Raw genomic sequence first — 25,154 nt, 5'->3', positions numbered from 1 at the left:
TCTCCGTAAGGGATAAAGCAAACGCCATTTTGCCATGGATTTTTAGCGAAAAACCTAGGGATTACCAGCCAAGCTTAAGATGCGGCGCGCAAGCATGACGACCGGCCGATCGATCATCTTCCCATCCACTTTGGCGGCTTGTCCCCCAGAGGCCTTATCTGCTGCAATCACCCGTTGAGCCCAGTCGACCTCTTGAGGAGTAGGGGTAAAAGCTTGTTTCACAACGGGTATTTGCTTTGGATGTATGCACAACTTGGCACCAAAGCCAAAACGTCTGGCTTTATGTGCATGTGCAAAAATGAGGTCGACATCGCTTGTGGACTGAGTAACCCCATCAATTGGCGGGGCAATACTGACCAATTTTGATGCCAGGGTCATCATGAATCTGGCGGTATCCAGTTCGGTTTCATTCTCATCGCAGCTAATACCCAGTTCCACTTGCATATCAAAGTTACCTAGCGCAAGTCGCAAAACCTGTGACGAGCTCGCAATCTCATTTAAATGGTGCAAACCAAGTGGGGTTTCGATCATTGGGATGAATGCAGTGTTCGGTAGTTCTCTTGCAGCGCCATTGATGTGATCGCGCGTTTCTGTTTTTGGGATCATGAGGCATGGCACTTGCAATTCTTTAAGCAATACTAAATCGGCTGCATAAAAGGGTGAGCCTGGAGCGTTGCAGCGAACCACAATCCGCTCTTTATCCGTCTCTGAAATCGCTGACCAATGTTGTTTGAGTAGATCACGTGCTTTGGGCTTGTCGTCTAGACCAACCGCATCTTCTAAATCAATAATGACACCTTGCGCTCCGCTTGCTAGTGCTTTGCTGTAACGCTCCGGTTGATTCGCTGGAACAAACAAGAAGCAACACGCATCACTTAGCAGTAAGTGGGGAAGGTTCATAGCAGCAATCCTTATTTGGAAAAAATAAAAGGAACAGTATTTACCCGGCGAATATCAAATAGCAATGCAATCGCATCGTGCATCTCGGATTCAGTGGCACCGCCACTGAATGCAGCTAGACGCAAAGCCTTGTCTTTAATTTCCGCTCGGGTCAGTGTATTGCCTGGATCACCTTTAGGCTCATCGACGCGGCCTTCATAAACCTGACCATTCTTTAGGTATACCTTCACCTTACCAATCCACCTCTGCGGGTAAGCCTTATCAACTTCGGGATCTAAAATCATACTGACTCGATTGCGTAGCGCGCAAATCTCAGGATCGTTAAAGTGTGTAGCAAACTCATCAAGGCCTGCAAACTGAAACTTGCAGATGAGCGCAAGAACCGTGCCCATGGAAAACTTGGATTGATGCAGGGTCGTCGCATCACTAGCGGGACCAAGAACATCGATGGCTCCTTGGTGCACCAAGGTCTCAATGCGGTCAATGTCAGCCATACTGACTGCGTGTTTTTGGATGACCTGCAATAGCGCATCGGCTGCTGGATGGGTGTGGCGACACGAGGCGTGATACTTAAAGGAGGTCTCCGCCAAACACCAGCGTGAGCCCAAGCGATCAATCAATTTTTCTGGGTTGGCGTCAGTCGATGTTCCTGCCGCAAGACCTTGCACACCCTCCAGTATTTTCTGAGCGCCAGTAAATCCGGCCTGTGCCAAGTAGGCGGACATTAGGCCAGTGGCGCTGGCATGCGCAGTATGCAGTTGTTTGGAATCGGCAGCGTCGCGAAGAAATTCCCATAGACCCGCAGATTGGGTACCCGCAGAGCCGAAGGCATGAAGCATCTGCTGGGGATTGAGTTTGAGTAAGCGACCGACGGTTGCGGCGGCAGCTAATGTACCCGCGGTACCGGTGGTATGAAAAATTTTGTAGTGGGAGCGACCTAAGAATTCACCAACACGAATGCCGACTTCATAGCCAACCACCGCCGCCGTTAAGAACTCGCGACCACTGAGTTGTTTGGCCTGAGCAAGGGCTAATGCCGCAGGAAATACGATCGTTCCTGGGTGAAATACCGAACCATTATGAACATCATCTTGTTCAACCACGTGCGATGCGGCTGCATTGGCTAAGCAAGCAAGAAATGGGCTCGACAAGGAGCGCGACACAATGATTTCAGCAGATCCGGCAATTGCAGGTTGCGATACCGGTCCCATCGATTGGGCAAATTGCGTGATGATCTCAACCGGTTTCGATCCTTTGCCACCAACGGTCGAGGCAAACCAATCCACTAATAAATCTTCGGCCCGTGAAATAACATCTTTCGGAATATCCTCAAATTGCAATTGGCTTGCAAAGCGCGCAAGCTCTGCGGAGTAATGAGGACCCATCGTCATGGACTCAAGACTGCTTTGGCTTGCATGGTGAGCCAGTCCTCATGATCTTCTGACCAAACCCGCAAGGTTTGACCGCTCGGATCATCACCATCTAAGGCGGCGTTGACTTTCATGCGATGGATATCAAAGGTTGGACGAATTGCTCTGAACTCAAAGGACTGCAGTTTTCTGCCAGGATGATGTTCTCTGACTAAATCCACAAGAAGTGTGGCGATCAAGGGGCCATGCACGATGAGACCAGGATACCCTTCCTCTTGTGTAACGTAACTGCGGTCGTAATGAATCCGGTGTCCATTAAAGGTGAGCGCGGAGTAGCGAAACAGAAGAACTGGATCGGGATTGATGACCTTAGTCCACTGCGCATCCTGTGGGGCGGGCGTTGGGGCAGGGGGTTTCTCATCAGGACTTGGGGCTGCGCGATAGACAATGTCATGTTCTTCAGTTAGAACAAGACCTTTTTGATTGGAGATTTGATGCTCAACTAAGACAAATAGCAAATCACCCGTGCGGCCTGATTTGTGTGTGACGGACTTGATTGTTGATACGCGTTCGATCGTATCGCCAATTTGCAACTCACCCACCCAACGCAGTCGGCCACCAGCCCACATGCGGCGCGGAAGTGGGACGGGCGGCAAGAAGCCACCTCGTTTTGCATGACCATCAGGACCGATTTCTGACTGCTGGGGATGTGGTAAGAAATATAACCAGTGCCATAACTCAGGAAGAAAGACTCCCGGATTGGGCTCAGGGTCATTGCGATCAAGGGTTGCAGAAAGAGCACGGTAAGGAGCGGCAGTCACTTGATCTGGGTATCGCTCGGATTTACCAATCCACTCTTGAAGATGGGATAGTGTGGCTTCGTCGATTCTCATGACGCCATTATGCCAAGTTTGGCATCAGGCTCATCGATCAATACCTATGAAAACAAAAGACCATTGGGAGCCAGTAAAAGGCCTAATCCGCCTGAGAGCCCAATAATCGAAATCACTCCCCACTTCAAACGAATCAGGAGAAATAAAGCAATGGCACAGATGGCAATTGATATCAGCGATGGACTATTAGATGGACCTTGTGGAAAAAATAGGTGATAGGCAAAGAACACACCGAGATTTGTAATCACACCTACGACTGCTGCACTAATTGCCGTTAGGGGTGCGGTAAAGCGTAAATTTCCATGGGTTGATTCAATGAATGGAGCACCTATCAAAATGAATAAAAAAGACGGTAGGAAGGTAAACCATGTCGCCACCACCGCCCCTAATGCGCCCATCAAGAACAATGAGCCCCCAATCCATAGCTCTTGCGAGTAAGCGGCTACAAAACCGACAAAGGCAACGATCATGATGAGTGGACCGGGCGTCGTTTCGCCAAGCGCCAAACCATCCATCATTTGTGCGGCGCTCAGCCATTGATAGTGCTCCACAGTACTTTGATACACGTATGGCAAGACAGCGTATGCTCCGCCAAAGGTTAGTAGAGCAGCTTTGGTAAAAAACCAAGCCAATTGAGTATATAGACCGCCCCAGCCGAAAAGCGCATGCAGAATAAAGATTGGGATGAGCCATAAAAGACTGGCAGCGCCCAGTTGGCGTATGAGTTTTATCTTCGAAAAGCCCGCATGCGCTGGCAAAGGGGTATGGTCACCAATGATTGCCGAACCGGCATTTGAAGCGGTAGTTTTATGGTCGTTGCTAGATTTTGAAAACAGGATGGGCTGATGTTTACCTAGATAGTAGCCATAGAGACCAGCACTTAAAATAATTAATGGAAAAGGAAGGTTGAAGGCAAAGATGGCAACAAAAGAGGTGATCGCTACCAAGATAAGTTGCCTGTTGTACACACTTTTCTTAGCAATACGAATAACAGCCATGATCACAACGGCCGTAACGGCTGACTTAATTCCAAAAAAAAGAGCGGATATGACAGGGGTTTGTCCATACGCAATGTAAATCCAGGACAACGCGATCAAAATAATCAATGAGGGGAGAATAAACAAGGTGCCAGCCAAGATGCCACCCCAAGTTCGATGCATGAGCCAACCTAAGTAGGTGGCTAATTGCTGTGCCTCTGGACCGGGAAGCAGCATGCAGTAATTGAGAGCGTGTAAAAAACGACGCTCGGAGATCCAGCGTTTTTTCTCAACCAACTCATCATGCATCATGGCAATCTGAGCGGTCGGTCCGCCAAAACTAATAAATCCGAGTTTGAGCCAGTAGGCTAGCGCCTCTCGAAGCGGTATTTGTACTTGGGTTTGATTCGAAGAATCGATTTTTAAACCTCGTCCATCCCACCGACCACTTGGCTAAAGCCGTTATCCACATAGATGATTTCAGCGGTGATACCGCTTGCTAAATCGGATAGTAAGAATGAGGCAGCATTACCAACATCATCGACGGTCACATTGCGTCGTAGCGGGGCTGTTTTTTCAACGGCATCCAGAATTTTCCCAAACCCTTTAATTCCGGAGGCGGCTAGGGTTTTGATCGGACCTGCTGAAATACCATTGACCCGAATTCCCTTAGGTCCAAGTGAGCCTGCCAAATAACGGACAGATGCTTCAAGAGAGGCTTTGGCTAATCCCATGGTGTTGTAATTGGGAACATTACGCAATGACCCCAAATAGGTCAGGGTAAGAAGGGCCGCATTGGGACTTAGCATGGGCAGGGCCTCTTTGGCCATTGCCGGAAAGCTGTATGCTGAGATATCGTGGGCAATCTTGAATGCCTCGCGACTTAAGCCCTCCAGAAAATCACCGGCAATTGCCTCACGGGGTGCAAACCCAATGGAATGGACAAAGCCATCAAATTGGGGCCACGATTTGCCAAGCTCCTCAAACAGTGCATGGATTTGTTCATCACTACCCACATCGCAATCAAAAATGAGTGAGCTATTGAATTCCTTTGCAAATTCAGTGATCCGGTCTTTAAAGCGTTCACCCACATAGGTAAATGCAAGTTCGGCACCCTCGCGGTGGCAGGCCTTGGCAATTCCATAGGCAATTGAGCGGTTGGAGAGAAGCCCGGTAATTAGGATGCGTTTACCGCTTAAATAAGCCATGATGAGTCCTTTACTTCAAAATTGATTTGCTATCTACAATTGTTGCATATGCTAAGCCAATTACCCCTACGATTACTGCCTTGCCAGTTTTGGGCTCATTGGCGTCCTTTGGGCATTGCAATCCTGTGTTGGATACTGATTTGCCCCTCGAGCGCTGGGGCCGCACAGGGTATTGCGCAATATGGCAAGCCCAAATATGCCGATGGTTTTGCCCATTTTGACTATGTCAATCCAAATGCGCCTCGGGGTGGAACACTCACGCTCCCTAATCCGGATCGTCGTACGAGTTTTGATAAGTTCAACCCCTTTACCTTGCGGGGTGTGACCGCCCCGGGGATTGGCGCTTTGATGTTTGAGTCATTGGCGGTGGGAAGTGCGGATGAGGTGTCTAGTGTGTACGGTTTGATTGCTGAAGACATTAAGGTGGCCGCAGACCAGATGTCGGTAACCTTTCGGCTTCGACCCGAGGCACAGTTCTCGGATGGCAGTCCAATTTTGGCAGACGATGTCAAACATAGTTTTGATACGCTCATCAGTAAGCTTGCCAATCCACAGTACCGCACCATCTACGCAGATGTGAAGCAAGCCGTCGTCGTATCGGAGCGGGTGATTCGTTTTGACTTTAAGGTTCGCAATAGCGAGCTACCCCTCATGGTTGGCGGCTTACCGATTTTTTCTAAACACTGGGGCAGAAAAGCCGATGGCAGCCACACCCCTTTTGACAAGATTACTTTTGAACATCCGATTGGCAGCGGTCCTTATGTGATTGAGTCGTACCGCGCTGGTAAATCGATGATCTACAAACGCAACCCAAACTATTGGGGAAATAAAGTTAATGTACGAGTGGGTTTCTTTAATTTTGATCGAATTGTCTACAAACTCTATAGCGACGATGCGGTACGCTTAGAGGCGTTTAAAGCAGGAGAATTTGATGCACTCGTGGAGTACCGTGCCAAAAATTGGGCAAAGAGTTATGTGGGCCCCAAATTTAATAATGGCACTTTAATTAAGAAAGCTTTCCCCAATCACAATGGCGCGGGAATGCAAGGTTTTGCGATGAACTTGCGGCGACCCATTTTTCAAGATGCACGAGTTCGTAAGGCACTCGGGTATGCACTGGATTTCGAATGGCTAAATCGCCAACTTTTTTATGATCAATACAGCCGCATTAACAGCTACTTTCAAAATAGCGATCTGAGTGCAAATTACAACGGCGAGACCGTTCCTACTGCTGCAGAACTCAAACTCTTAAAACCCTTGCAAGAGAAGTATCCCCAATTTGTACCCGAGGCAGTCTTTGGGGCGATGCCGTCAGCGCCGAGCACTGCGCCACCAAGTAGTTTGCGCACCAACCTTCGTAAAGCAAAAGAGTTACTGGCCGAAGCTGGGTGGACGTACCGCGATGGCGCATTACGTAATGCGAAGGGCGAAGTGTTCCGATTTGAGATTGTGGAGGATGGCCCATTCTTTTTGCGGATTCTGACCGCCTATGTACGAAATCTTGAAAAGTTAGGGATCAAAGTTGATATTCGTACCAGCGACTTTGCACTACATCAAAAACGGATGGATGACTATGATTTTGATATGACCACCATTCGCTTCCCTGACACCCAAAGCCCTGGCAATGAGCTCTACGACCGCTATGGAAGTGCAGCAGCAAAAGAGAAGGGCTCCGACAATGTGATTGGTGTGCAATCTCCCGTTGTGGATGCGCTCATTGATGCGATTGTTCGAGCAGAAACCAGAGAACAGTTGCAAGCAGCAACGCGCTCGCTCGATCGCGTCCTTTGGAATAGTTACTATGTGGTACCCCATTGGTATAGTCCGACTCATCGGATTGCGTACCGTAAAGAAATGGGTTACCCCAATCCTCCACTGTATTTTTCTGCCGAGTCTTGGATCTTGTCCTTATGGTGGCAGCAAGGGGTACGTCAATGAACTCCGAAATCCTAATCTACATCATCAAACGGATCCTACTGATGATCCCCACTTTACTCGGGGTTTTGACCTTGACCTTCGCGGTGGTGCAGTTTGTTCCTGGTGGGCCAGTAGAGCAGCTGATGCTCGAACTGAAAGGTAAGGGCGATGCAGCGGTGGGTGGTGAGTCCTCGGGAGGAGGGGTTACTTACCGAGGTCGTCAAGGGGTGGATGCAGAGCGGCTTGAGCAAGTTAAAGCCTTGTATGGCTTTGATAAACCCCCGCTTGAGCGGTATTTCATGATGCTCAAACGCTTTGCGCAATTTGATCTAGGACAGAGTTATTACCAACACAAAAGTGTTTGGGATTTGGTGATCTCGAAGCTTCCTGTCTCCATCAGCATTGGTCTATGGACATTCTTTATTAGTTATTTAGCGTCCATTCCCTTGGGAATTGCTAAGGCAGTTCGAGATGGCACGCGCTTTGATCGCGTCACCAGCACAATGATTTTGGTGGGCTATGCGATCCCAGGGTTTGTTTTGGGTGTATTGCTATTGGTACTTTTTGGTGGTGGCAGTTTTCTGCAAATTTTTCCTCTGCGAGGCCTAACCTCCGACAACTGGGGCGAGCTCAGTCTGATTGGCAAAGTATTGGATTATCTCTGGCATTTGGTCTTGCCGATTACAGCATCCGTACTCGGTAGCTTTGCAGTGATCACGATGCTCACAAAAAATTCTTTTTTAGAAGAGATTCGAAAGCAGTATGTACTCACTGCACGGGCAAAAGGCGTGAGTGAAAACAAGGTTTTGTGGAAACATGTCTTTCGGAATGCCCTAATCCCGCTAATTACTGGATTCCCCGCGGCATTTATTGGGGCCTTCTTTGCAGGCTCACTCTTGATTGAAACCTTATTTTCTTTAGATGGCTTAGGTTTGCTTTCGTATGAAGCGGTGATGCGTAGGGATTACCCCGTAGTCTTTGGCACACTTTATTTATTTACCTTGATTGGTCTTGTTACCAAATTAATCTCAGATCTTTGCTATGTGCTGGTGGACCCCCGCATCCAATTTGGCTCTGGGGGTGGATCGTGAGCAAATGGCTGCGCTTCAAAGCCAATCGCTTAGGCTATATCAGCTTGTGGATTTTTTCGATCCTCTTCGGCTTGAGTCTATGCGCGGAGTTGATTGCGAACGACAAGCCCTTGGTAGTGCGCTACGAGGGCAAATTCTATTTCCCATTGGTAAAAAATTATCCAGAGACAGTGTTTGGTGGCGACTTTGCGACGCGCACTGATTATTTGGATCCGGATATCAAGAAGAACATTACCGATGGCGCGAACTGGGCGATATACCCCATCATTCCGTACAGCTATGAGACTCTCAATTACTTTGCTAAAGAGCCAAATCCCGCGGCACCATCCGCAGAGAACTGGTTGGGTACGGACGATCGTGGTCGTGATGTATTGGCGCGTCTCATTTATGGATTTCGTTTATCGATACTGTTTGGTATTGCGTTGACTGTGGTGGGTGTGGTGATTGGAGTGATCACCGGTGCGCTCATGGGATTTTTTGGAGGACGCTTTGACCTCATCACCCAGCGCATCATTGAGATTTGGTCAGCGATGCCTGAGTTGTATCTACTGATTATTTTTGCTTCGATCTTTAATCCCAGCGTTCTTTTGTTAATTATTTTGTTGGCTGCATTTGGGTGGATGGGTTTATCTGATTATGTGCGCGCCGAGTTCTTTCGCAATCGGGCCCTCGAGTATGTGCGAGCAGCTAAAGCCTTAGGGCTTACGAATGCCCAAATTATGCGGCGTCATATCTTGCCAAACAGCTTAACCCCCGTCATTACCTTTTTGCCATTTCGGATGAGTGCAGCGATTTTGTCGCTCACCAGTTTGGACTTCTTGGGTTTAGGAGTGCCACCCGGAACGCCTAGCTTAGGCGAGTTGCTATCGCAGGGGAAGGCAAACCTCGATGCGTGGTGGATTTCGCTATCAACCTTCTTTGTGCTCGGGGGTACCTTACTTTTATTAACGTTTATGGGTGAAGCATTGCGAGATGCGTTTGATGCACGCAAGAGTAATCCGCTAACCGGAGCGCGAGCATGAGTTTGCTTCGCTATGAGCAACTCTCTATCTCGTTTGGCGCAGGCCGACGCGAAAAGTTTGCCGTCCGCGATTTGGATCTCAGTATTCAGCCAGGTGAGCGGATTGCCCTAGTTGGTGAATCTGGCTCAGGCAAAACACTCTCTGCGCTTGCACCATTGCGCCTTACTCCAGAGGGCGCGCGTTTACAGGGCCGTATTCTTTGGCAGCGTGAGGATGGCAAAGAAGAAAATCTCTTGGACTTATCGATTGAACGGATTCGGGAGATTCGGGGGCGTGAGATCGCGATGATCTTTCAAGAACCGATGACCGCACTTAACCCTTTATTCACGATTGGTAATCAAATTGTTGAAGCGGTGCAAGTCCATGAACCTTTGATGCCGATGGAGGAGTGCCGCCATACTGCGATTGCACTCCTCAAGAAAACGGGGATCCCGCAACCAGAAGAACGTTTTTATGCCTATCCCCATCAACTATCGGGTGGGCAACGTCAACGCGCCATGATTGCGATGGCGCTAGCATGCAAACCACGCCTACTGATTGCCGATGAGCCCACCACTGCCTTAGACGTGAGTTTGCGTCTGCAAATATTGGATTTATTAAAGGACCTGCAAGAGGAAGCGAAAGAGCGTGGCGGTATGGCGATTTTATTAATCACCCATGACCTCAACTTGGTGAAGCATTTTGCAAGTCGGGTAGGGGTTCTAAATCAGGGGTGCTTGGTGGAGTGTGGGCCAACCCATGAAGTTTTCTCGCACCCCACCAATCCATACACTGAGCAATTGGTGAACAGCCAGCCTGTGCGTGAACTGCTTCCTCTAGTGCCATTAGCCCCTGTTTTGTTGACCGTCAACCAATTAAGTGTGTCCTATCCACAATCTAATTTTGCTAACGGCTCTATGCGATGGCGAAATTGGTTTTCAAAGGCGAAGCGCCATCAAGTTCTCAAGCCCTTGAGTCTTGAACTGAAACAAGGGCAAACGATTGGTGTAATTGGTGAGTCTGGTTCAGGAAAAACAACATTAGCGATGGCCATCTTGGGGTTGCTCGGTGAGACAACGGCCAAAGTGGAAGGTGATGTCTCGGTCTTGGATCAACCGTGGCTATCGTTGAGACCGATCGAGCGTCGTGCGATGCGCGCCCATTTGCAGGTGATTTTTCAGGATCCCTTTGGTTCCTTGTCGCCACGCATGACTATCTTTCAAATTGTGTCGGAGGGTTTGGATGTTCATCAACCGCATTTGTCACATGATGAACGTGAGAGTCGAGTGGTAGAGATCTTGCGTGAAGTGGGTTTAGACCGCTCTGCGCTGCAACGCTATCCGCATGAGTTCTCTGGTGGCCAACGTCAACGTATCGCTATCGCTCGTGCATTAATCCTCAAACCACAAATATTGGTATTGGACGAGCCCACCTCGGCCTTGGATGTTTCGATCCAAAAACAGGTTTTAAAGTTGCTCAGCGAGCTTCAAAAAAAGTACAACCTGGCCTATCTCATCATTAGTCATGATCTGGCTGTCATTCGGGCAATGTCTCACGAACTCATGGTTCTGCGAGCCGGGGAGGTGGTGGAGTATGGTGAGACCGAGGCCATGGTTCGTGACCCTAAAGAGGGATATACCAAGACCTTGTTTAGTGCTGCTGAGCTAACCTAGCAATAAAAAATCGATATAAAACAGTTGGTTACTGATTAGAGTGAAGGGTTAACCCGCTTTCACTTTTACCAAGGCTTTGCTAGAATCCAACCCATGCCTATTCGTAAGCACATGATCCTTTTGCCTTTTCAGTTCCTGACCGCCATGGTTTTGGGTGGTTTTGTGTTGACTGCGAGTGCTAACACCGGTGCTGACGCAGTAGCAAAAGAGGCCCCAAAGCCGGAAGTTCGAATTGAGAACAACCCGTCTTACTTTGCACGTTTTACTTATCAAGTGGTGGATTCTGTTTCAACAAAAACAGAAGCTTTGATTAATGAAGCGATGCAACTGATTGGGGTACGGTATCGCTGGAATGGCGATCTGCCGCAATCGGGATTGGATGCCAGTGGTTTTGTGCGATTTGTGTTTAGAGACAAGTTAGGATTTTTACTCCCACCAAAGTCCTCGCAAATGAGTAAAGTGGGTAAGCCTATTTCTCGTGATGAGTTGGAGCCGGGTGATTTGGTGTTCTTCAACACCATGCGCCTCACCTTCTCGCATGTTGGTATTTACGTGGGCGATAACAAATTTATTCACTCCCCATCCAAAGGTTCAGCAGTGCGCGTCGATGATTTGGCGAGCACCTATTGGGATAAGCGCTTTGATGGCGCTAGACGTTTAGATGGGACCGATGAGTTAAGCAATGCGGAGCGCAATGCCTTAATTCAAGAAGCAAAAAAATTACGGACTCAAGCACGTAATCTTTAATCGCATTACACCTTCTTTAGTCTTTCTTTGATCTCCACTACTTTTTCTTGAGTGGCAAGCTCGCCAGCAAGGATTGCGGCGTTACGCGCCCTGAAGTCGGCGCTACCCATTTGCTTGAGTTGGGGTGTAATAACGACATCTGCTTTTGCTAACTCATATTGATTAATACTCTGTTGCATGATGCTAATCGTTTGTTGTAACAAACCCAGTGTGCCCGTCGCATTAAATGCGCTAGCATCGGAAGAGATATTGACGGCAATTACAAAAGTGGCACCCATCTCGTATGCGTAACGGACTGGAACAGGGGCGACCAATCCGCCATCGACGTATTCACGTCCTTGAATGACTGCTGGCTGAAAGACACCGGGAACGGCGCAGGATGCACGAACTGCTAAACCAGTATCGCCTCGACGAAAAAGAACGCCTTTACCCGTTTGCAATTCAGTGGCAACAATTCCGAGGGGCATGGCCATTTGCTCGATCGTCTTATTCTGGACCTCGCGGTTAACCATGCTTTGTAAGGCATCACCTTTAATCAATCCGCCAAAGCGTCCAGCAAACGGATAGGCCCAGTCTGCAAGAGCTGCCTCATCCAGATTAAGTCCAATCCGATTGAGTTCAAGGCCGCTATAACCAGAGGCATAGAGTGCTGCAATGACACTCCCTGCGCTTGATCCCACCACGAGATTGGGACGAATTCCTTGAGCTTCGAGAGCCTTAATCACCCCAATATGCGCAAAGCCACGTGCAGCTCCGGAGCCAAGAACCAGTGCAATGACCGGTGGCTTAGGACTTTCACGAAATAAGCCACATGCGGGGAGGGTGCTAATTCCTGCAAGACCCAAGCCTTGCAAAAATCCGCGACGATTTGGAGAAAATAGCGACATTTGGCTATTGTATTGAGCCTCCCCTATAATGGGAGGATAGGTGTAAATTGCCTCGTAAGCGACTTGACCTCCTTGGATGGCTGGCCTCTCCCCCGAATAAGAATTGATGTGAGTTGCCCGCGCAGTCCAGATAACACCCCAACCTTTTTTGACGATTGTGAATAAGCCTCTAAACAGCCCCGCTGTTTGATACAACATATGGATACCGATCACTACAAGCGGGTCATTGAGACCGCCTTAATTTGCGCCCAAGAGCCATTAACAGTTCATGAATTGGGCCGACTCTTCGTGGACCCACCCTTAGCGTCTGCGGAATTGCAAACTATTCTGCTCGAGATTCAGAAAGAGTGGCAAGACAAAGGAATGGAACTTGTCAGCATCGCAACGGGCTGGCGTTTTCAAAGCCGTCTTCAGATGCGCGAGTATTTGGATCGCCTCACTCCAGAAAAGCCTCCAAAGTATTCACGAGCAGTTTTAGAGACCCTGGCAATCATTGCTTATCGTCAGCCGGTTACTCGTGGTGAGATTGAAGAGGTTCGTGGCGTGGTAGTTAGCAGTAATGTGATGCGTCAGTTGGAAGATCGTGGCTGGGTGGAAGTGGTTGGTCATAAGGAGACCATTGGTCGCCCGGGCCTTTATGCCACCACCAAACAATTTTTAGATGATTTGGGTTTAAAAGATTTACAAAGTTTGCCGATGCTTGAAGATGGCTCTATCTCTGCGGAAGCCTTGGGGCAGGCTGTGATTGAGTTTGATGCCGATGCAACGGTGGAAACCGTGATTCCGCTGGAGTCGTCCCCTGAGAGTGCTGAGAATGACAAATCCTGAAAACGATTCGTCTATCGTTAATACGAGCCCAGATTTAGTTGATGGCGCCACTTCTTGCGAAGAGGGTGGCGAACAGCGTAAAGACCGGGGCCCAAGGCGTTTTAATAAGTTCAATAACAAATCCCGTCCAGGCAAGTTCAATAAAAACAAGCGTCATTCAGGAGGATCCTCGAATGAAAATCCAACGGCACCTGCTCCAGTTTCTCCTGAACTAATTGCTGAGACCGAAGCATTATTTGCATCGGTGGTTTCCGGTGAGTTTGACGCTGCTCTTGAAGCGCCTGAGCCTGTCTCGCAGGCAGTTAGTGATGATCCAGCACAGATCTCTCATGAGGCTGGCGTCGAGCGTCGTGCGAGCAAGGCGGGCGAGGAAGATTCCGAAGAGCCGGAGTCTTTAAGTGATCTGGAGCGTTTGCAATTTGCAAGCGTCGATGAGCTACCACTGAGTTTGCGCGATGAAGTTTGGTCTGATTTGGATGGTTTAGATGATGACGCAGATGATGAGGATACGGTTAAGCTCCATAAGGTCTTGGCCGATGCTGGAATGGGATCACGTCGGGAGATGGAAGATCTCATTATTCAAGGACGTGTTTCCGTCAACAGCATGCCTGCCCACATTGGTCAGCGCGTTGGCCCGAGCGATATTGTTCGCATCAACGGTAAGGTCGTGCATCGCAAGATCCCAACAAAACCACCTCGTGTGATTCTGTATCACAAACCTGCTGGAGAAATTGTGAGTCAGGCTGACCCCGAAGGACGTCCCAGCGTGTTTGATCGTCTTCCAAAACCTCGTCAGGGCCGCTGGATTGCTGTGGGTCGTTTGGATTTCAATACCGAAGGTTTGTTGCTTTTCACGACATCGGGTGAGTTGGCAAATCGATTGATGCACCCACGCTACGGCGTTGAGCGTGAATACGCGGTGCGTATTTTGGGTGAGTTATCGGCTGAGTCTGCAGAGCAATTAAAAACAGGTATTACGCTTGATGATGGACAGGCGCGTTTCTTGCGTTTGAGCCAAGGCGGTGGTGATGGTGCGAATCGCTGGTACTCGGTTGCGTTGACCGAAGGGCGGAATCGTGAAGTGCGTCGCATGTTTGAGGCGACCGGGCATGTGGTGTCGCGTTTGATTCGAACCCGTTATGGCATCTTCATGCTGCCACCGCGTTTGCGTCGTGGTAAGTGGGAAGAGGTGCCGATGGACAGCGTGGCACAACTCATGCGCATGGCGGGTCTGAAGTTGCCCCAAAATATGGCAAAAGAAAAAGGTCAGACTCAAGGCCGATCATCGCGGCTGGATCCAGCCAGTGATCCAAACTTTCAGCCTGATCCCATGCAAACCTCGGTGTCGTACTGGGGGTCGAAGGAGGCGCTCACGCTCGCAACTCACCACGGACACGGGGTATCGCATTTACCCGGCCAGGGGCGAACCAATGGTGGCGGAGGGCGTGGCGGCTTTGGGCAAAAACCGTCTCACTCAAAGGGTGGTAAATCGGGCTCACCCCGCTCTAAGGGCCAAAAGGTCCATCATGCTAGTGGCTTTAGTGCCCCATCGGGCAACAATCCAGGGGGTCAACGGCGGCCCAATAAGGGTAAGCCGTTCAAGGGTCCTCGTAAGCCACGCAACCCGGGTGAAAGTTTCTGATTTCTCAGTCATTTTTCTGATTCAGGTATAATTCATTTCATACACCGGCTGATGTTGACATCAACGTAAGCTGGCCTGTTCTGGTATTGAGGAATATGGGCTTGTAAGCCCATTTTTTTTTGCCAAACGCTTTGTAAAAGCGGCTTTGTAACAGCGGTTGATTTGTGGGGAAGATGTGAAAGAACAGCAGATTATTTCTGCCGAGGTGCGCAATTTGGGGTACTCGCTCGTGGATATTGAGCGGGAAGGTCGTGGTTTATTGCGAGTCACGATTGAGAACCCCGATTATGAACGCATGATTACCGTTGAGGATTGCGAGAAGGTGAGTCATCAGTTGACTTACACCTTTGCGGTTGAAAACGTGCCATACGAGCGACTCGAGGTGTCTTCACCAGGGTTGGATCGACCGATTAAGTCGGGTGATGATTTTGTTCGGTTCGCCGGATTAGAGATTGAGCTGAAGTTGCGAATTGCAGTGGGTAATCGAAAGAATTTTAAAGGGGTGTTGCAAGGCCTGAGATCTGGAATTGTCAACACACCGGATGCAAAGTTTAGTTTGTTATTTGAGGCGAGTGATGGATCTCCAGCCGAACTGGAATTTAGTTTGTCTGAAGTGGAAAAAGCTCGTTTGGTCCCTGTTATTGATTTCAAAGGAAGAAAATCATGAGTCGTGAAGTTCTCATGTTGGCAGAAGCCCTGGCCCGTGAAAAAAATGTTGATCGTGAGATCGTGTTTGAAGCACTTGAAATGGCACTTGCCTCGGCAACGAAGAAACGGTATACCGAAGACGTTGATATTCGGGTTTCGATTGACCGCACTAGTGGTGAGTATGAAACTTTCCGTCGTTGGTTAGTGGTGCCTGATGAGGCTGGTTTGCAAGAGCCCGATAAGGAAATTTTGCAATTTGAGGCTAAAGAGCAAATTTCGGATATCGAGACAGGCGATTACATCGAAGAACAAATTGAATCCCTAGCTTTTGGTCGCATTGGCGCACAAGCCGCGAAGCAAGTGATTTTGCAACGCATTCGCGATGCCGAGCGTGAGCAAATCTTGAACGATTATCTTGAGCGCGGTGAAAAGATTATGACCGGCACCGTCAAACGGGCTGATAAAAATGGACTAATCGTCGAATCAGGTCGAGTCGAGGCGTTGCTGCGTCGCGATCAAATGATCCCTAAGGAGAACTTGCGCTCTGGTGATCGTGTGCGTGCCTATATTCTGAAAGTGGATCGTGAAGCACGTGGACCTCAAATTGAACTGTCGAGAACATGCCCTGACTTCTTGATTAAGTTGTTTGAGAATGAAGTGCCTGAGATCGAGCAGCGTTTGCTGGAAATTAAGGGTGCTGCTCGTGATCCTGGAATCCGAGCCAAGATTGCGGTCGTGACCCATGACAAGCGCATTGATCCGATCGGTACCTGCGTTGGTGTACGGGGTACTCGTGTGACTGCAGTGCGTAACGAAGTCGCTGGCGAAGCGGTTGATATCGTTTTATGGTCCGAAGATCCTGCGCAATTTGTGATTGGCGCATTAGCACCGGCACAAGTGTCATCGATTGTGGTGGACGAAGAGCGTCATGCCATGGATGTGGTGGTTGATGAAGAAAACTTGGCGATTGCGATTGGTCGCAGTGGCCAGAACGTTCGTTTAGCCAGTGAGTTAACTGGCTGGCAAATTAACATCATGACCCCAGAAGAGTCTGCTGAGAAGTCTGAGAAAGAATCCGTCGCCGTTCGCCAACTCTTTATGGATAAGTTGGATGTCGATCAAGAGGTCGCTGATATTTTGATCGATGAGGGCTTTAATTCGCTCGAGGAAGTTGCCTATGTACCGCTTTCTGAGATGCTCGAGATTGAAGCATTTGACGAAGATACGGTTAATGAACTGCGCACACGTGCACGCGACTCCTTGCTAACTATGGAATTAGCGAAAGAGGAGCGTCTTGAAGAGGTTTCTCAAGATTTGCGATCGCTTGAAGGTCTTTCCACAGAATATATTGCAACTTTGGCTGAGAACCAAGTGCACACACGCGATGATCTAGCTGGATTAGCTGTAGATGAGCTCGTTGAGATGACGGGTATGGATGAAACAGCAGCCAAAACGCTCATTATGAAGGCGCGCGAACATTGGTTTAATGCATGAGGGGAAGCGCATGGCGACAACAACTGTAAAAGCATTAGCCGAGGAGCTTAAACGAAGTTCTGCTGATTTATTGGTGCAACTGAAAGCCGCTGGAATCGACAAAGAGTCGGAGGCTGACAAGATCACTGATAAAGACAAGACCGCGTTACTTGCTTATCTTCAAAAAGCACATGGTAGTGCCGAGACTGGCACTCGGAAAAAGATCACACTGACCAAGCGTGAGACCAGTGAAATCCGTCAAGCCGATTCAGCAGGAAGAACCCGTACCGTCCAAGTTGAGGTGCGCAAAAAGCGTGTCTTGGTAAAGCGTGATGAAGCTGCAAACGTTGATGAGTCAACTGAGGCAAAACCAGTGGTAGCAGTTGAGACCAAGCCTATTTTGTCGGATGAGGAGTTAGAAAAGCGTGCCGCCGAGGCTGCGCGTCAAGCTGAACTCTTAGCACGGCAAGAAGCGGAGATGAAAGCGGCGAGTGAGGCCAAGCATAAAAAAGCTGAGACCGAGGAAAAACCAAGCAAAGTCGACTCTGAGAAAGAGGCCGCTAGTAAGGAGCAGGCCAAAAAAGAGCTAGCCGAGCTACAAACACGCCGTGCAGCAGCTGAACGTGAGGTGTCAGCAATTCGTGACATGATGAGCACCCCAGCACGCGTGCTTAAAGCTCCAAGTGAGATCGCCAGTGAGGAAGCCAAAAAAGGTACCTTACATAAGCCCGTCAAAGCCGATGGTGGCGAGGATAAGAAAAAGCCCACCAAGGTTGGTGGCAAACTGATTAAATCATCGGAGACATCCTCCACATGGCAAGAAGAAGGTGCCAAGCGGAAGGTTGGTTTAAAAACACGCGGTGATCTGACCGGTGGTTTAGGTGGTGGATGGCGAACAGGCGGCGGTCGTAAGAAGCAACAGCATCAAGAAGACAGCCCAGCCAGTAATTTCCAGGTTCCTACTGAGCCGATTGTGCGCGATGTGCACATTCCTGAGACCATCACGGTTGCAGATCTCGCTCATAAGATGTCAGTTAAAGGTGCCGAGGTTATTAAGTTACTGATGGGCATGGGTCAGATGGTGACCATTAACCAAGTCTTGGATCAAGACACCGCAATGATCATTGTTGAAGAAATGGGTCACAAGGCCCATGCTGCTAAATTGGACGATCCGGAGATTGATCTTGGAGCAGCCGCAGAAGATGCGCCACTGATGCCAAGACCTCCTGTTGTGACTGTGATGGGCCACGTTGATCATGGCAAAACCTCGCTCCTCGATAAGATCCGGGTTGCAAAAGTGGCGGCTGGTGAGGCGGGGGGTATTACCCAGCACATTGGTGCTTATCACGTTGATACTCCACGCGGCGTTATTACTTTCCTTGATACGCCTGGTCACGAAGCATTTACTGCGATGCGTGCTCGCGGTGCAAAGGCAACGGACATCGTGATTTTAGTGGTCGCTGCCGATGACGGCGTGATGCCGCAAACGCGTGAAGCCATTCATCATGCAAAAGCAGCAAATGTCCCCTTAGTGGTTGCAATCAATAAGATCGATAAGCCTGAAGCAAACCCCGATCGCGTTAAAACTGAGCTGGTGAGCGAAGAAGTAGTGCCTGAGGAATATGGCGGTGATTCACCATTTATTGGAGTATCCGCAAAGACTGGCGAAGGCATTGATACCCTATTGGAAAACGTCTTGCTGCAAGCGGAGGTATTGGAGCTGAAAGCCCCTAAAGACGCGCCTGCGCAGGGCATCGTGATTGAAGCTCGTTTGGATAAAGGCCGTGGACCGGTCGCTACGGTCTTGGTTCAATCGGGCACCTTAAAGCGCGGCGATATGTTGTTAGCGGGTCAGTCCTACGGGCGTATCCGGGCGATGTTGGATGAGAACGGCAAATCTAGCAATGAAGCAGGACCATCCATACCGGTCGAGATTCAAGGTTTGTCTGAGGTACCTGATGCTGGGGAGTCGTTCCAGGTGGTGGCTGATGAGCGTAAGGCTCGTGAGATTGCACTGTTCCGTCAAGGTAAGTTCCGAGACGTCAAGTTGGCTAAACAACAGGCGGTCAAGTTAGAGAACATGATGGAAAACATGGGCGAAGGCGCTATTGAAGCGAAGGTCTTGCCAATCATCATTAAAGCTGATGTACAAGGTTCTCAAGAGGCGCTGGCTCAATCGCTGCAAAAACTTTCGACTGATGAGGTCAAGGTTCAGATTGTGCATGCTGCCGTTGGTGGGATTACCGAAACCGATGTCAATCTCGCGATTGCTTCCAAGGGTGTCATTATTGGCTTTAACGCGAGAGCCGATGCAGTGGCTCGTAAGCTCGCCGAGAGTAACGGCGTTGATATTCGGTATCACAACATTATTTATGACGCGGTCGATGAAGTAAAAGCGGCTCTTAGCGGCATGTTGACCCCAGATAAGAAAGAAGAAATTACTGGCTTGGTTGAAATTCGTCAGGTCTTCCTTGTCTCTAAGGTTGGTGCGATCGCAGGTTGTATGGTGCTCGATGGAGTTGTGCGGCGTAACTCACGGGTTCGCTTATTGCGTGACAACGTCGTGGTATGGACTGGTGAGCTCGATTCCTTAAAGCGCTTTAAAGACGATGTGAAAGAAGTGAAAGGTGGCTTTGAGTGCGGTCTCTCTTTAAAGAATAACAACGACATTCAAGAGGGTGACCAACTCGAGATCTTTGAAGTGACTGAAGTGGCTCGAACCCTTTAATCATCATGCATAAAACAAGCCCTCATCGTCACCAGCGTCTTGCGGATCAAATTCAGCGCGACTTAGCCGAATTGATTCCTCGAGAGTTACGTGACCCTTTAAATGGTTTGATTACGATTCAGGCGGTAGAGCTCTCGCCTGATCTCGCGCATGCAAAGGTCTACTTCACAGTTTTGGGTGGCGACCCACAGTATGCGTTGGGATCGTTACAAGAAAAAGCAGGTTATTTGCATTCCTTACTCTTTAAACGGATGCACACTCATACAGTCCCCACCTTGCATTTTGTATTTGATACCTCGATTGAGCGGGGCGCAGAGATGTCACGATTAATTGATCAGGCATTGGGCTCAAAGCCTAATTAATTGTGATGGCGCAACGAATTGATGGGGTAGTTTTGCTTGATAAGCCTAATGGAATGAGCTCGCAAAGTGCGGTGACTGCCGTCAAGCGCCATTTTCAGGCAGAAAAAGCTGGGCACACTGGCACTTTGGACCCTATGGCGACCGGTTTATTGCCCATCTGTTTGGGTGAGGCTACCAAATACTCACAAGATCTTTTGGATGCGGATAAGACTTATATTGCAACTGTGCGGTTTGGTATCGAAACCGATACCGGTGATGCCGAAGGTCAAGTGTTAAGCGAGCGATCGACTACTGAAGTAGTTGACAATTTGATGGCTAAGACATTATTGGAAGCGATTTTGCCTAAGTTCATTGGTGAAATTGAGCAAATTCCACCGATGTTCTCCGCATTAAAACGCGATGGTAAACCGCTCTATGAATATGCACGCTCGGGTGTGGAGATTGAGCGTGAACCCCGAAAAATAACCATTTACTCGATTCGTCTAGTCGCTATCCATTGGCCCCACGTAGAGATCGAAGTCCATTGCAGTAAGGGAACGTATATCCGAGTCTTGGCGCAAGATATTGGCAATTCACTAGGCTGTGGTGCGCATTTGAGCGCATTGCGACGTACCAAGGTTGGCCACCTCAGTCTGGAGCAGGGCTGTACTCTGGAGACCCTTGAAAATACCCCCAAGGTATTACTTCCAGTGGACGCCTTATTGCAAACCCTGCCAGAGTTAACAGTCGATGACCAACAGGCCAAGCGTTTAGAAATGGGTCAGCGCGTGCCTTGCGCACTCAATCGCGCGAGCCAGTGGGCTAATTCTTTATTTCGGATTTATCGCAGTCAAGCCTTGCCGCAAAACTTTATTGGTACTGCGGATTGGCGTAGTGGTGTTTTACACCCCAGACGCTTTATTGCCCAACGACTTTTGAATCAAAACTAATTTATCTTTTTGTAAAGCAACTCATGACCAAACGCGCACTTCGTAATATTGCCATCATCGCCCACGTTGACCATGGCAAAACGACTCTTGTTGATCAACTTTTACGGCAGTCCGGAACTTTTCGCTCTAACGAAAAAATCTCTGAGCGCATTATGGATTCCAATGATCTCGAGAAAGAGCGTGGTATCACCATCTTGGCTAAAAACTGCGCGGTGGAGTATGAGGGTACGCACATTAATATTGTCGATACCCCGGGTCACGCAGACTTTGGTGGCGAGGTAGAGCGCGTTCTCTCCATGGTGGATGGGGTATTACTGCTAGTGGATGCGGTTGAGGGCCCGATGCCCCAAACCCGATTTGTGACCAAGAAAGCGCTTGCCTTGGGTTTGAAGCCCATTGTTGTCATTAATAAGGTAGACCGCCCTGGAGCCCGTTGTGATTACGTGATTAATGCAACCTTTGAGCTCTTTGATAAATTGGGCGCAACCGAGGAGCAGTTGGATTTTCCTGTGATTTATGCCTCGGGCTTAAATGGCTATGCAGGTACTGAGGAGAATGTGCGTTCTGGCGATATGCGCCCGCTATTTAACGCGGTTCTCACGCATGTGCCAGTACGCGATGATGAAATCGATGCCCCGTTGCAGTTGCAGATTTCATCAATTGATTACAGCAACTATGTCGGCAAAATTGGTGTGGGCCGGATTCGGCGCGGCAAAATTAAACCCGGTACTGATGTGGTGTGTGTTAATGGACCGGATGGAACCCCCTTTAAGGGGCGCATCAATCAAGTACTGAAGTTCAAAGGGCTCGAGCGCGAAGTGGTTGATGAAGCTATTGCCGGCGATATTGTCTTAGTAAATGGCATTGAAGATTTAGCAATTGGGACCACGATCTGTGCACCCGATCAGGTTGATGCCTTACCGATGCTTAAGATCGATGAGCCAACCCTCACCATGAACTTCATGGTGAACACGAGTCCTCTTGCTGGGCGCGAGGGTAAGTTTGTTACTAGCCGACAAATTCGGGAGCGTTTAGATCGTGAGCTCAAATCCAATATGGCATTGCGGGTCCGAGATACCGATGACGACACCATCTTTGAGGTATCAGGTCGGGGCGAGCTCCACCTCACCATTTTGGTTGAGAACATGCGACGCGAGGGTTATGAGTTAGCTGTATCACGACCCCGTGTGGTGTTTCATGAAGAGGATGGGGTGAAGTTAGAGCCCTACGAGAACCTCACGGTGGATGTGGAGGATGCGACGCAGGGTGGGGTCATGGAAGAGTTGGGTAAGCGTAAAGCTGAACTGCTGGATATGGTGAGCGATGGTAAGGGCCGTACCCGTCTTGAGTATCGGGTTCCAGCTCGAGGTTTAATTGGATTTCAGGGTGAGTTTATGACCCTCACCCGTGGTAATGGACTCATGAGCCATAACTTTGATTCCTATGGTCCTGTGAAAGAGGGTATCTTGGGTGAGCGCCACAATGGTGTATTGATTAGCCAAGATGATGGTGACGCGGTTGCTTATGCACTATGGAAACTGCAAGATCGTGGCCGCATGTTTGTATCGCCTGGCGATCCTCTCTATGAGGGCATGATTATTGGGATTCATAGTCGAGACAATGATTTGGTGGTGAATCCTATCAAAGGAAAGCAACTTACCAACGTGCGGGCCTCTGGTACGGATGAAGCGGTACGCCTCGTACCACCGGTACAACTCACCTTGGAATACGCCGTGGAATTTATTGCCGATGACGAGTTGGTTGAGGTGACCCCCAAGAGTATCCGCTTACGCAAGCGCTTTCTGAAAGAGCATGAGCGTAAGAAGGCCTCACGCGAAGAGGTCTAATTATCAGCGGCGATGCCTGATAAACGTATAGCCGTTGCTCCCATGATGGAGTGGACCGATCGTCATTGCCGGTCATTTCATCGAATGCTAACTAATCGCGCCGTACTGTATACCGAGATGGTCACCACGGGGGCCCTTTTACACGGAGATCAGGCGCGCCATTTGGATTTCAGTCAGGAAGAGCACCCGATCGTTTTACAACTTGGCGGCAGCGATCCGGCTGAGCTCGCTCAATGTGCAGCGCTTGCCCAACAATGGGGCTATGACGAGATCGATCTCAACTGTGGTTGCCCCTCAGAGCGCGTGCAAAAGGGTGCATTTGGGGCGTGCTTGATGGCCGAGCCTGAGCTCGTTGCCCAGTGTGTGAGTGCGATGCGTGCCACCTGCGATCTACCAATTTCGGTGAAGCATCGCTTGGGTCTTGATCAAATGGATGCGGCCCAGTCGCCGCGTGACTATCAATTTGTATTGGATTTTGTACTGGCAGTCGCGGCCGCAGGAGCAATTCAGGTAACGATTCATGCGCGTAATGCGGTCTTAAAAGGCTTATCTCCGAAAGAGAATCGGAGCAAACCACCTCTGCACTACGACGTCGCTAAGCAACTGCGTCGCGATGCTCAAAAGCAGTATCCAAATCTTCGTGTACTACTTAACGGCGGCCTAGAATCCAATGAGCAGGTTGCACAATATTGGAATGATTTTGATGGTTTTATGATCGGCCGTGCTGCTTATCATTTTCCGGCGATGCTATTGGGCTGGGATGATCTCGTTGAAAGTGATGGCAATGCAGTAGGTTATCTCTTTAGTGAGGCAGACTGGCACCGTATTCAAATCGGTTTGGTTGAGTACAGTCAAGCATGGTTAGCCCAGTGCAATGCGCATCGCAAAGACTTCTATTTGGGAGCGATTACTCGGCACATCATGGGTCTTGCTCACGGTCGTGCGGGGTCGCGCCGTTGGCGTCAACATCTATCGGATCATCATGCTTTGGCACGGGTTAAAACACAGGATGCCATCGAAACCTTCTTTTTGGAGGCCAGTATGGAGTTAGGTGATTGGGCGCTATTTGAGCCCCCATCAATCGGTTCGAGGGCATAGTCGTTATAATACTTACGTAGCAATGGTGGACGTAGCTCAGTTGGTAGAGTCCCAGATTGTGATTCTGGTTGTCGCGGGTTCGAGTCCCGTCGTTCACCCCATTTAGCTACTGACTAGGCCTTACGTCAATCACTTCGATAATCGCTGTATTGCGATCTGCCTCCCCGATTATTCGTTCACTGCGGTCTTGAACGGTCGGTATCACAATTTCTTCACAAATTGGTTTAGAACTAAAGACGTTAAAGAAACTGCAATCTTTTTTGGTTGCTGCAGATGTGGCGTGTTCGAGGGGAGAGCGCCCTGTGGTGACTGTTGATGTAACACTTACCGCGGTCATGGGGCTTGTAGCTGCCGCCGATCCTGCAGCAGTACCCGCGCTACTTGCTGCTGCCATGATGGGCGCGGCGCAGCCTTGTAAACCGCTGATGCTAAGAATACTAAGAAGTACGATGAAAATGTAGAGAAGGGAGACCGACCCTTGATGGGTAGCTGAACGCTTGATTGAACTAGTTAGGTCGACACGCAAGGTTATAGACTCCAGCTGGCCAATCACCACTCGTGATTGCCTCAAAGCTGCTATCGGGTGTCTTGATCTCATCAACCACCTTGCCAGTACCCCGTTTACCTGACATAAATTTAACCTCTAGTGGTCGGTATTGAACCTGTCCGCAGTGGTATTCATTTAGACCGATGATGGAGTTTACTGGTGATTTAGTTTTTGGTTCAACTCCCGGTTTCTTAAGATCGAGCATCGAAAGAACTTGGACCTTATCGCCTGACTTCTTGATGCTGGATTTATCAATCAAGACGGTTATGAACTCATTGCTTCCCAGTTCATCCCAAGCGCCGAAGGCAAAACTGGAGCTTAGGGTGAAGAGGCAAGTAATTAGAAGTTTAAGACGTGTTTTCATCATGATCCTATACAGTTCTACCGA

The 25,154-nt window shown here is 49.2% G+C and carries 22 protein-coding genes and 1 tRNA gene; 15 read left to right on the top strand and 8 right to left on the bottom strand.

All coding sequences use genetic code 11. The features are described 5' to 3' along the window. Nucleotides 1-54 precede the first annotated feature (54 nt). The 5 genes from QUE65_RS07370 to fabI are packed head-to-tail and all read right to left on the bottom strand — an operon-like array spanning nucleotide 55 to nucleotide 5,348. Nucleotides 55-900 (bottom strand): HpcH/HpaI aldolase/citrate lyase family protein, encoded by an 846-nt coding sequence (locus tag QUE65_RS07370; RefSeq protein WP_215369511.1) that lies wholly within the window; start codon nucleotides 898-900, stop codon nucleotides 55-57. 11 nt (nucleotides 901-911) lie between these two features. Beyond that, nucleotides 912-2,291, bottom strand: a complete 1,380-nt coding sequence (locus tag QUE65_RS07365) for an MmgE/PrpD family protein (protein ID WP_286280354.1) — start codon at nucleotides 2,289-2,291, stop codon at nucleotides 912-914. Then, nucleotides 2,288-3,163 carry an HTD2 family dehydratase gene (locus QUE65_RS07360; protein ID WP_286280353.1) on the bottom strand — a complete coding sequence of 292 codons (876 nt, stop codon included), beginning with the start codon at nucleotides 3,161-3,163 and terminating at the stop codon, nucleotides 2,288-2,290. The genes QUE65_RS07365 and QUE65_RS07360 overlap by 4 nt, the downstream gene beginning before the upstream one ends. A 44-nt stretch (nucleotides 3,164-3,207) precedes the next feature. After that, nucleotides 3,208-4,560 (bottom strand): chromate efflux transporter, encoded by a 1,353-nt coding sequence (gene chrA / locus QUE65_RS07355; RefSeq protein WP_286282491.1) that lies wholly within the window; start codon nucleotides 4,558-4,560, stop codon nucleotides 3,208-3,210. A 2-nt stretch (nucleotides 4,561-4,562) separates the two neighbouring features. Continuing rightward, complete coding sequence (fabI, locus tag QUE65_RS07350; protein ID WP_215369506.1) at nucleotides 4,563-5,348, bottom strand: enoyl-ACP reductase FabI; 786 nt, start codon at nucleotides 5,346-5,348, stop codon at nucleotides 4,563-4,565. A 48-nt stretch (nucleotides 5,349-5,396) separates the two neighbouring features. Here fabI and QUE65_RS07345 point away from each other — a divergent pair, with 48 nt between their 5' ends. The 5 genes from QUE65_RS07345 to QUE65_RS07325 all read left to right on the top strand — a co-directional run bounded on the left by QUE65_RS07345 (nucleotide 5,397) and on the right by QUE65_RS07325 (nucleotide 11,777). Further along, nucleotides 5,397-7,286, top strand: a complete 1,890-nt coding sequence (locus QUE65_RS07345) for an extracellular solute-binding protein (RefSeq protein WP_286280351.1) — start codon at nucleotides 5,397-5,399, stop codon at nucleotides 7,284-7,286. 8 nt (nucleotides 7,287-7,294) lie between these two features. Then, the gene (locus tag QUE65_RS07340; protein ID WP_286282488.1) at nucleotides 7,295-8,356 is read left to right on the top strand and encodes a microcin C ABC transporter permease YejB; all 1,062 of its coding nucleotides are present in this window, start codon (nucleotides 7,295-7,297) and stop codon (nucleotides 8,354-8,356) included. After that, nucleotides 8,353-9,378, top strand: a complete 1,026-nt coding sequence (locus tag QUE65_RS07335) for an ABC transporter permease (RefSeq protein ID WP_215369502.1) — start codon at nucleotides 8,353-8,355, stop codon at nucleotides 9,376-9,378. Before QUE65_RS07340 ends, QUE65_RS07335 begins: the two co-directional genes overlap by 4 nt. Next, the gene (locus QUE65_RS07330) at nucleotides 9,375-11,030 is read left to right on the top strand and encodes an ABC transporter ATP-binding protein (protein WP_286280350.1); all 1,656 of its coding nucleotides are present in this window, start codon (nucleotides 9,375-9,377) and stop codon (nucleotides 11,028-11,030) included. Before QUE65_RS07335 ends, QUE65_RS07330 begins: the two co-directional genes overlap by 4 nt. Before the next feature lie 93 nt (nucleotides 11,031-11,123). Further along, complete coding sequence (locus QUE65_RS07325; RefSeq protein WP_286280349.1) at nucleotides 11,124-11,777, top strand: C40 family peptidase; 654 nt, start codon at nucleotides 11,124-11,126, stop codon at nucleotides 11,775-11,777. 5 nt (nucleotides 11,778-11,782) lie between these two features. Here QUE65_RS07325 and QUE65_RS07320 read toward each other — a convergent pair whose 3' ends face one another. After that, the gene (locus tag QUE65_RS07320; protein WP_215369499.1) at nucleotides 11,783-12,664 is read right to left on the bottom strand and encodes a patatin-like phospholipase family protein; all 882 of its coding nucleotides are present in this window, start codon (nucleotides 12,662-12,664) and stop codon (nucleotides 11,783-11,785) included. Between the two features lie 198 nt (nucleotides 12,665-12,862). Here QUE65_RS07320 and scpB point away from each other — a divergent pair, with 198 nt between their 5' ends. The 10 genes from scpB (at nucleotide 12,863) to QUE65_RS07270 (ending at nucleotide 24,320) form a co-directional block, all read left to right on the top strand. Continuing rightward, nucleotides 12,863-13,492, top strand: a complete 630-nt coding sequence (gene scpB, locus QUE65_RS07315) for an SMC-Scp complex subunit ScpB (protein WP_458574749.1) — start codon at nucleotides 12,863-12,865, stop codon at nucleotides 13,490-13,492. Further along, nucleotides 13,479-15,134, top strand: a complete 1,656-nt coding sequence (locus QUE65_RS07310) for a pseudouridine synthase (RefSeq protein ID WP_286280347.1) — start codon at nucleotides 13,479-13,481, stop codon at nucleotides 15,132-15,134. Before scpB ends, QUE65_RS07310 begins: the two co-directional genes overlap by 14 nt. Before the next feature lie 175 nt (nucleotides 15,135-15,309). Then, entirely contained in the window at nucleotides 15,310-15,801 is a 492-nt protein-coding gene (gene rimP / locus QUE65_RS07305; protein ID WP_215369493.1) for a ribosome maturation factor RimP, read from the top strand. Further along, nucleotides 15,798-17,276 (top strand): transcription termination factor NusA, encoded by a 1,479-nt coding sequence (gene nusA, locus QUE65_RS07300; protein ID WP_286280346.1) that lies wholly within the window; start codon nucleotides 15,798-15,800, stop codon nucleotides 17,274-17,276. The genes rimP and nusA overlap by 4 nt, the downstream gene beginning before the upstream one ends. Before the next feature lie 10 nt (nucleotides 17,277-17,286). Then, nucleotides 17,287-19,983 (top strand): translation initiation factor IF-2, encoded by a 2,697-nt coding sequence (infB, locus tag QUE65_RS07295; RefSeq protein ID WP_286280345.1) that lies wholly within the window; start codon nucleotides 17,287-17,289, stop codon nucleotides 19,981-19,983. Between the two features lie 5 nt (nucleotides 19,984-19,988). After that, nucleotides 19,989-20,345: a 30S ribosome-binding factor RbfA gene (gene rbfA, locus QUE65_RS07290; protein ID WP_108508795.1), complete on the top strand. Its 357-nt coding sequence runs from the start codon at nucleotides 19,989-19,991 to the stop codon at nucleotides 20,343-20,345. A gap of 5 nt (nucleotides 20,346-20,350) precedes the next feature. Further along, entirely contained in the window at nucleotides 20,351-21,274 is a 924-nt protein-coding gene (truB, locus tag QUE65_RS07285) for a tRNA pseudouridine(55) synthase TruB (RefSeq protein ID WP_286280343.1), read from the top strand. Nucleotides 21,275-21,297: 23 nt separating this feature from the next. After that, nucleotides 21,298-23,121: a translational GTPase TypA gene (typA, locus tag QUE65_RS07280; RefSeq protein WP_286280342.1), complete on the top strand. Its 1,824-nt coding sequence runs from the start codon at nucleotides 21,298-21,300 to the stop codon at nucleotides 23,119-23,121. A gap of 12 nt (nucleotides 23,122-23,133) precedes the next feature. Beyond that, nucleotides 23,134-24,219: a tRNA dihydrouridine(20/20a) synthase DusA gene (dusA, locus tag QUE65_RS07275; RefSeq protein WP_286280341.1), complete on the top strand. Its 1,086-nt coding sequence runs from the start codon at nucleotides 23,134-23,136 to the stop codon at nucleotides 24,217-24,219. Between the two features lie 25 nt (nucleotides 24,220-24,244). After that, nucleotides 24,245-24,320: transfer RNA gene (locus QUE65_RS07270), tRNA-His, on the top strand. A gap of 5 nt (nucleotides 24,321-24,325) precedes the next feature. On the opposite strand, the gene QUE65_RS07265 is transcribed toward QUE65_RS07270, so the two are convergent. Both QUE65_RS07265 and QUE65_RS07260 read right to left on the bottom strand, forming a co-directional pair. Further along, nucleotides 24,326-24,745 (bottom strand): hypothetical protein, encoded by a 420-nt coding sequence (locus tag QUE65_RS07265; RefSeq protein ID WP_286280339.1) that lies wholly within the window; start codon nucleotides 24,743-24,745, stop codon nucleotides 24,326-24,328. Beyond that, complete coding sequence (locus tag QUE65_RS07260; protein ID WP_286280338.1) at nucleotides 24,726-25,133, bottom strand: surface-adhesin E family protein; 408 nt, start codon at nucleotides 25,131-25,133, stop codon at nucleotides 24,726-24,728. The genes QUE65_RS07265 and QUE65_RS07260 overlap by 20 nt, the downstream gene beginning before the upstream one ends. Nucleotides 25,134-25,154 lie beyond the last annotated feature (21 nt).

The organism is Polynucleobacter sp. HIN8, from assembly GCF_030297615.1.
GTDB lineage: Bacteria > Pseudomonadota > Gammaproteobacteria > Burkholderiales > Burkholderiaceae > Polynucleobacter.
This window is presented reverse-complemented; position numbering and strand designations above follow the sequence as displayed.

Coding starts and splice junctions, on each gene's coding strand:
- QUE65_RS07370 (WP_215369511.1), bottom strand. CDS start 900: ATGAACCTTCCCCACTTACTGCTAAGTGATGCGTGTTGCTTCTTGTTT.
- QUE65_RS07365 (WP_286280354.1), bottom strand. CDS start 2,291: ATGACGATGGGTCCTCATTACTCCGCAGAGCTTGCGCGCTTTGCAAGC.
- QUE65_RS07360 (WP_286280353.1), bottom strand. CDS start 3,163: ATGAGAATCGACGAAGCCACACTATCCCATCTTCAAGAGTGGATTGGT.
- fabI (WP_215369506.1), bottom strand. CDS start 5,348: ATGGCTTATTTAAGCGGTAAACGCATCCTAATTACCGGGCTTCTCTCC.
- QUE65_RS07345 (WP_286280351.1), top strand. CDS start 5,397: ATGCTAAGCCAATTACCCCTACGATTACTGCCTTGCCAGTTTTGGGCT.
- QUE65_RS07330 (WP_286280350.1), top strand. CDS start 9,375: ATGAGTTTGCTTCGCTATGAGCAACTCTCTATCTCGTTTGGCGCAGGC.
- QUE65_RS07325 (WP_286280349.1), top strand. CDS start 11,124: ATGCCTATTCGTAAGCACATGATCCTTTTGCCTTTTCAGTTCCTGACC.
- QUE65_RS07320 (WP_215369499.1), bottom strand. CDS start 12,664: ATGTCGCTATTTTCTCCAAATCGTCGCGGATTTTTGCAAGGCTTGGGT.
- scpB (WP_458574749.1), top strand. CDS start 12,863: ATGGATACCGATCACTACAAGCGGGTCATTGAGACCGCCTTAATTTGC.
- QUE65_RS07310 (WP_286280347.1), top strand. CDS start 13,479: ATGACAAATCCTGAAAACGATTCGTCTATCGTTAATACGAGCCCAGAT.
- nusA (WP_286280346.1), top strand. CDS start 15,798: ATGAGTCGTGAAGTTCTCATGTTGGCAGAAGCCCTGGCCCGTGAAAAA.
- infB (WP_286280345.1), top strand. CDS start 17,287: ATGGCGACAACAACTGTAAAAGCATTAGCCGAGGAGCTTAAACGAAGT.
- rbfA (WP_108508795.1), top strand. CDS start 19,989: ATGCATAAAACAAGCCCTCATCGTCACCAGCGTCTTGCGGATCAAATT.
- truB (WP_286280343.1), top strand. CDS start 20,351: ATGGCGCAACGAATTGATGGGGTAGTTTTGCTTGATAAGCCTAATGGA.
- typA (WP_286280342.1), top strand. CDS start 21,298: ATGACCAAACGCGCACTTCGTAATATTGCCATCATCGCCCACGTTGAC.
- dusA (WP_286280341.1), top strand. CDS start 23,134: ATGCCTGATAAACGTATAGCCGTTGCTCCCATGATGGAGTGGACCGAT.
- QUE65_RS07260 (WP_286280338.1), bottom strand. CDS start 25,133: ATGATGAAAACACGTCTTAAACTTCTAATTACTTGCCTCTTCACCCTA.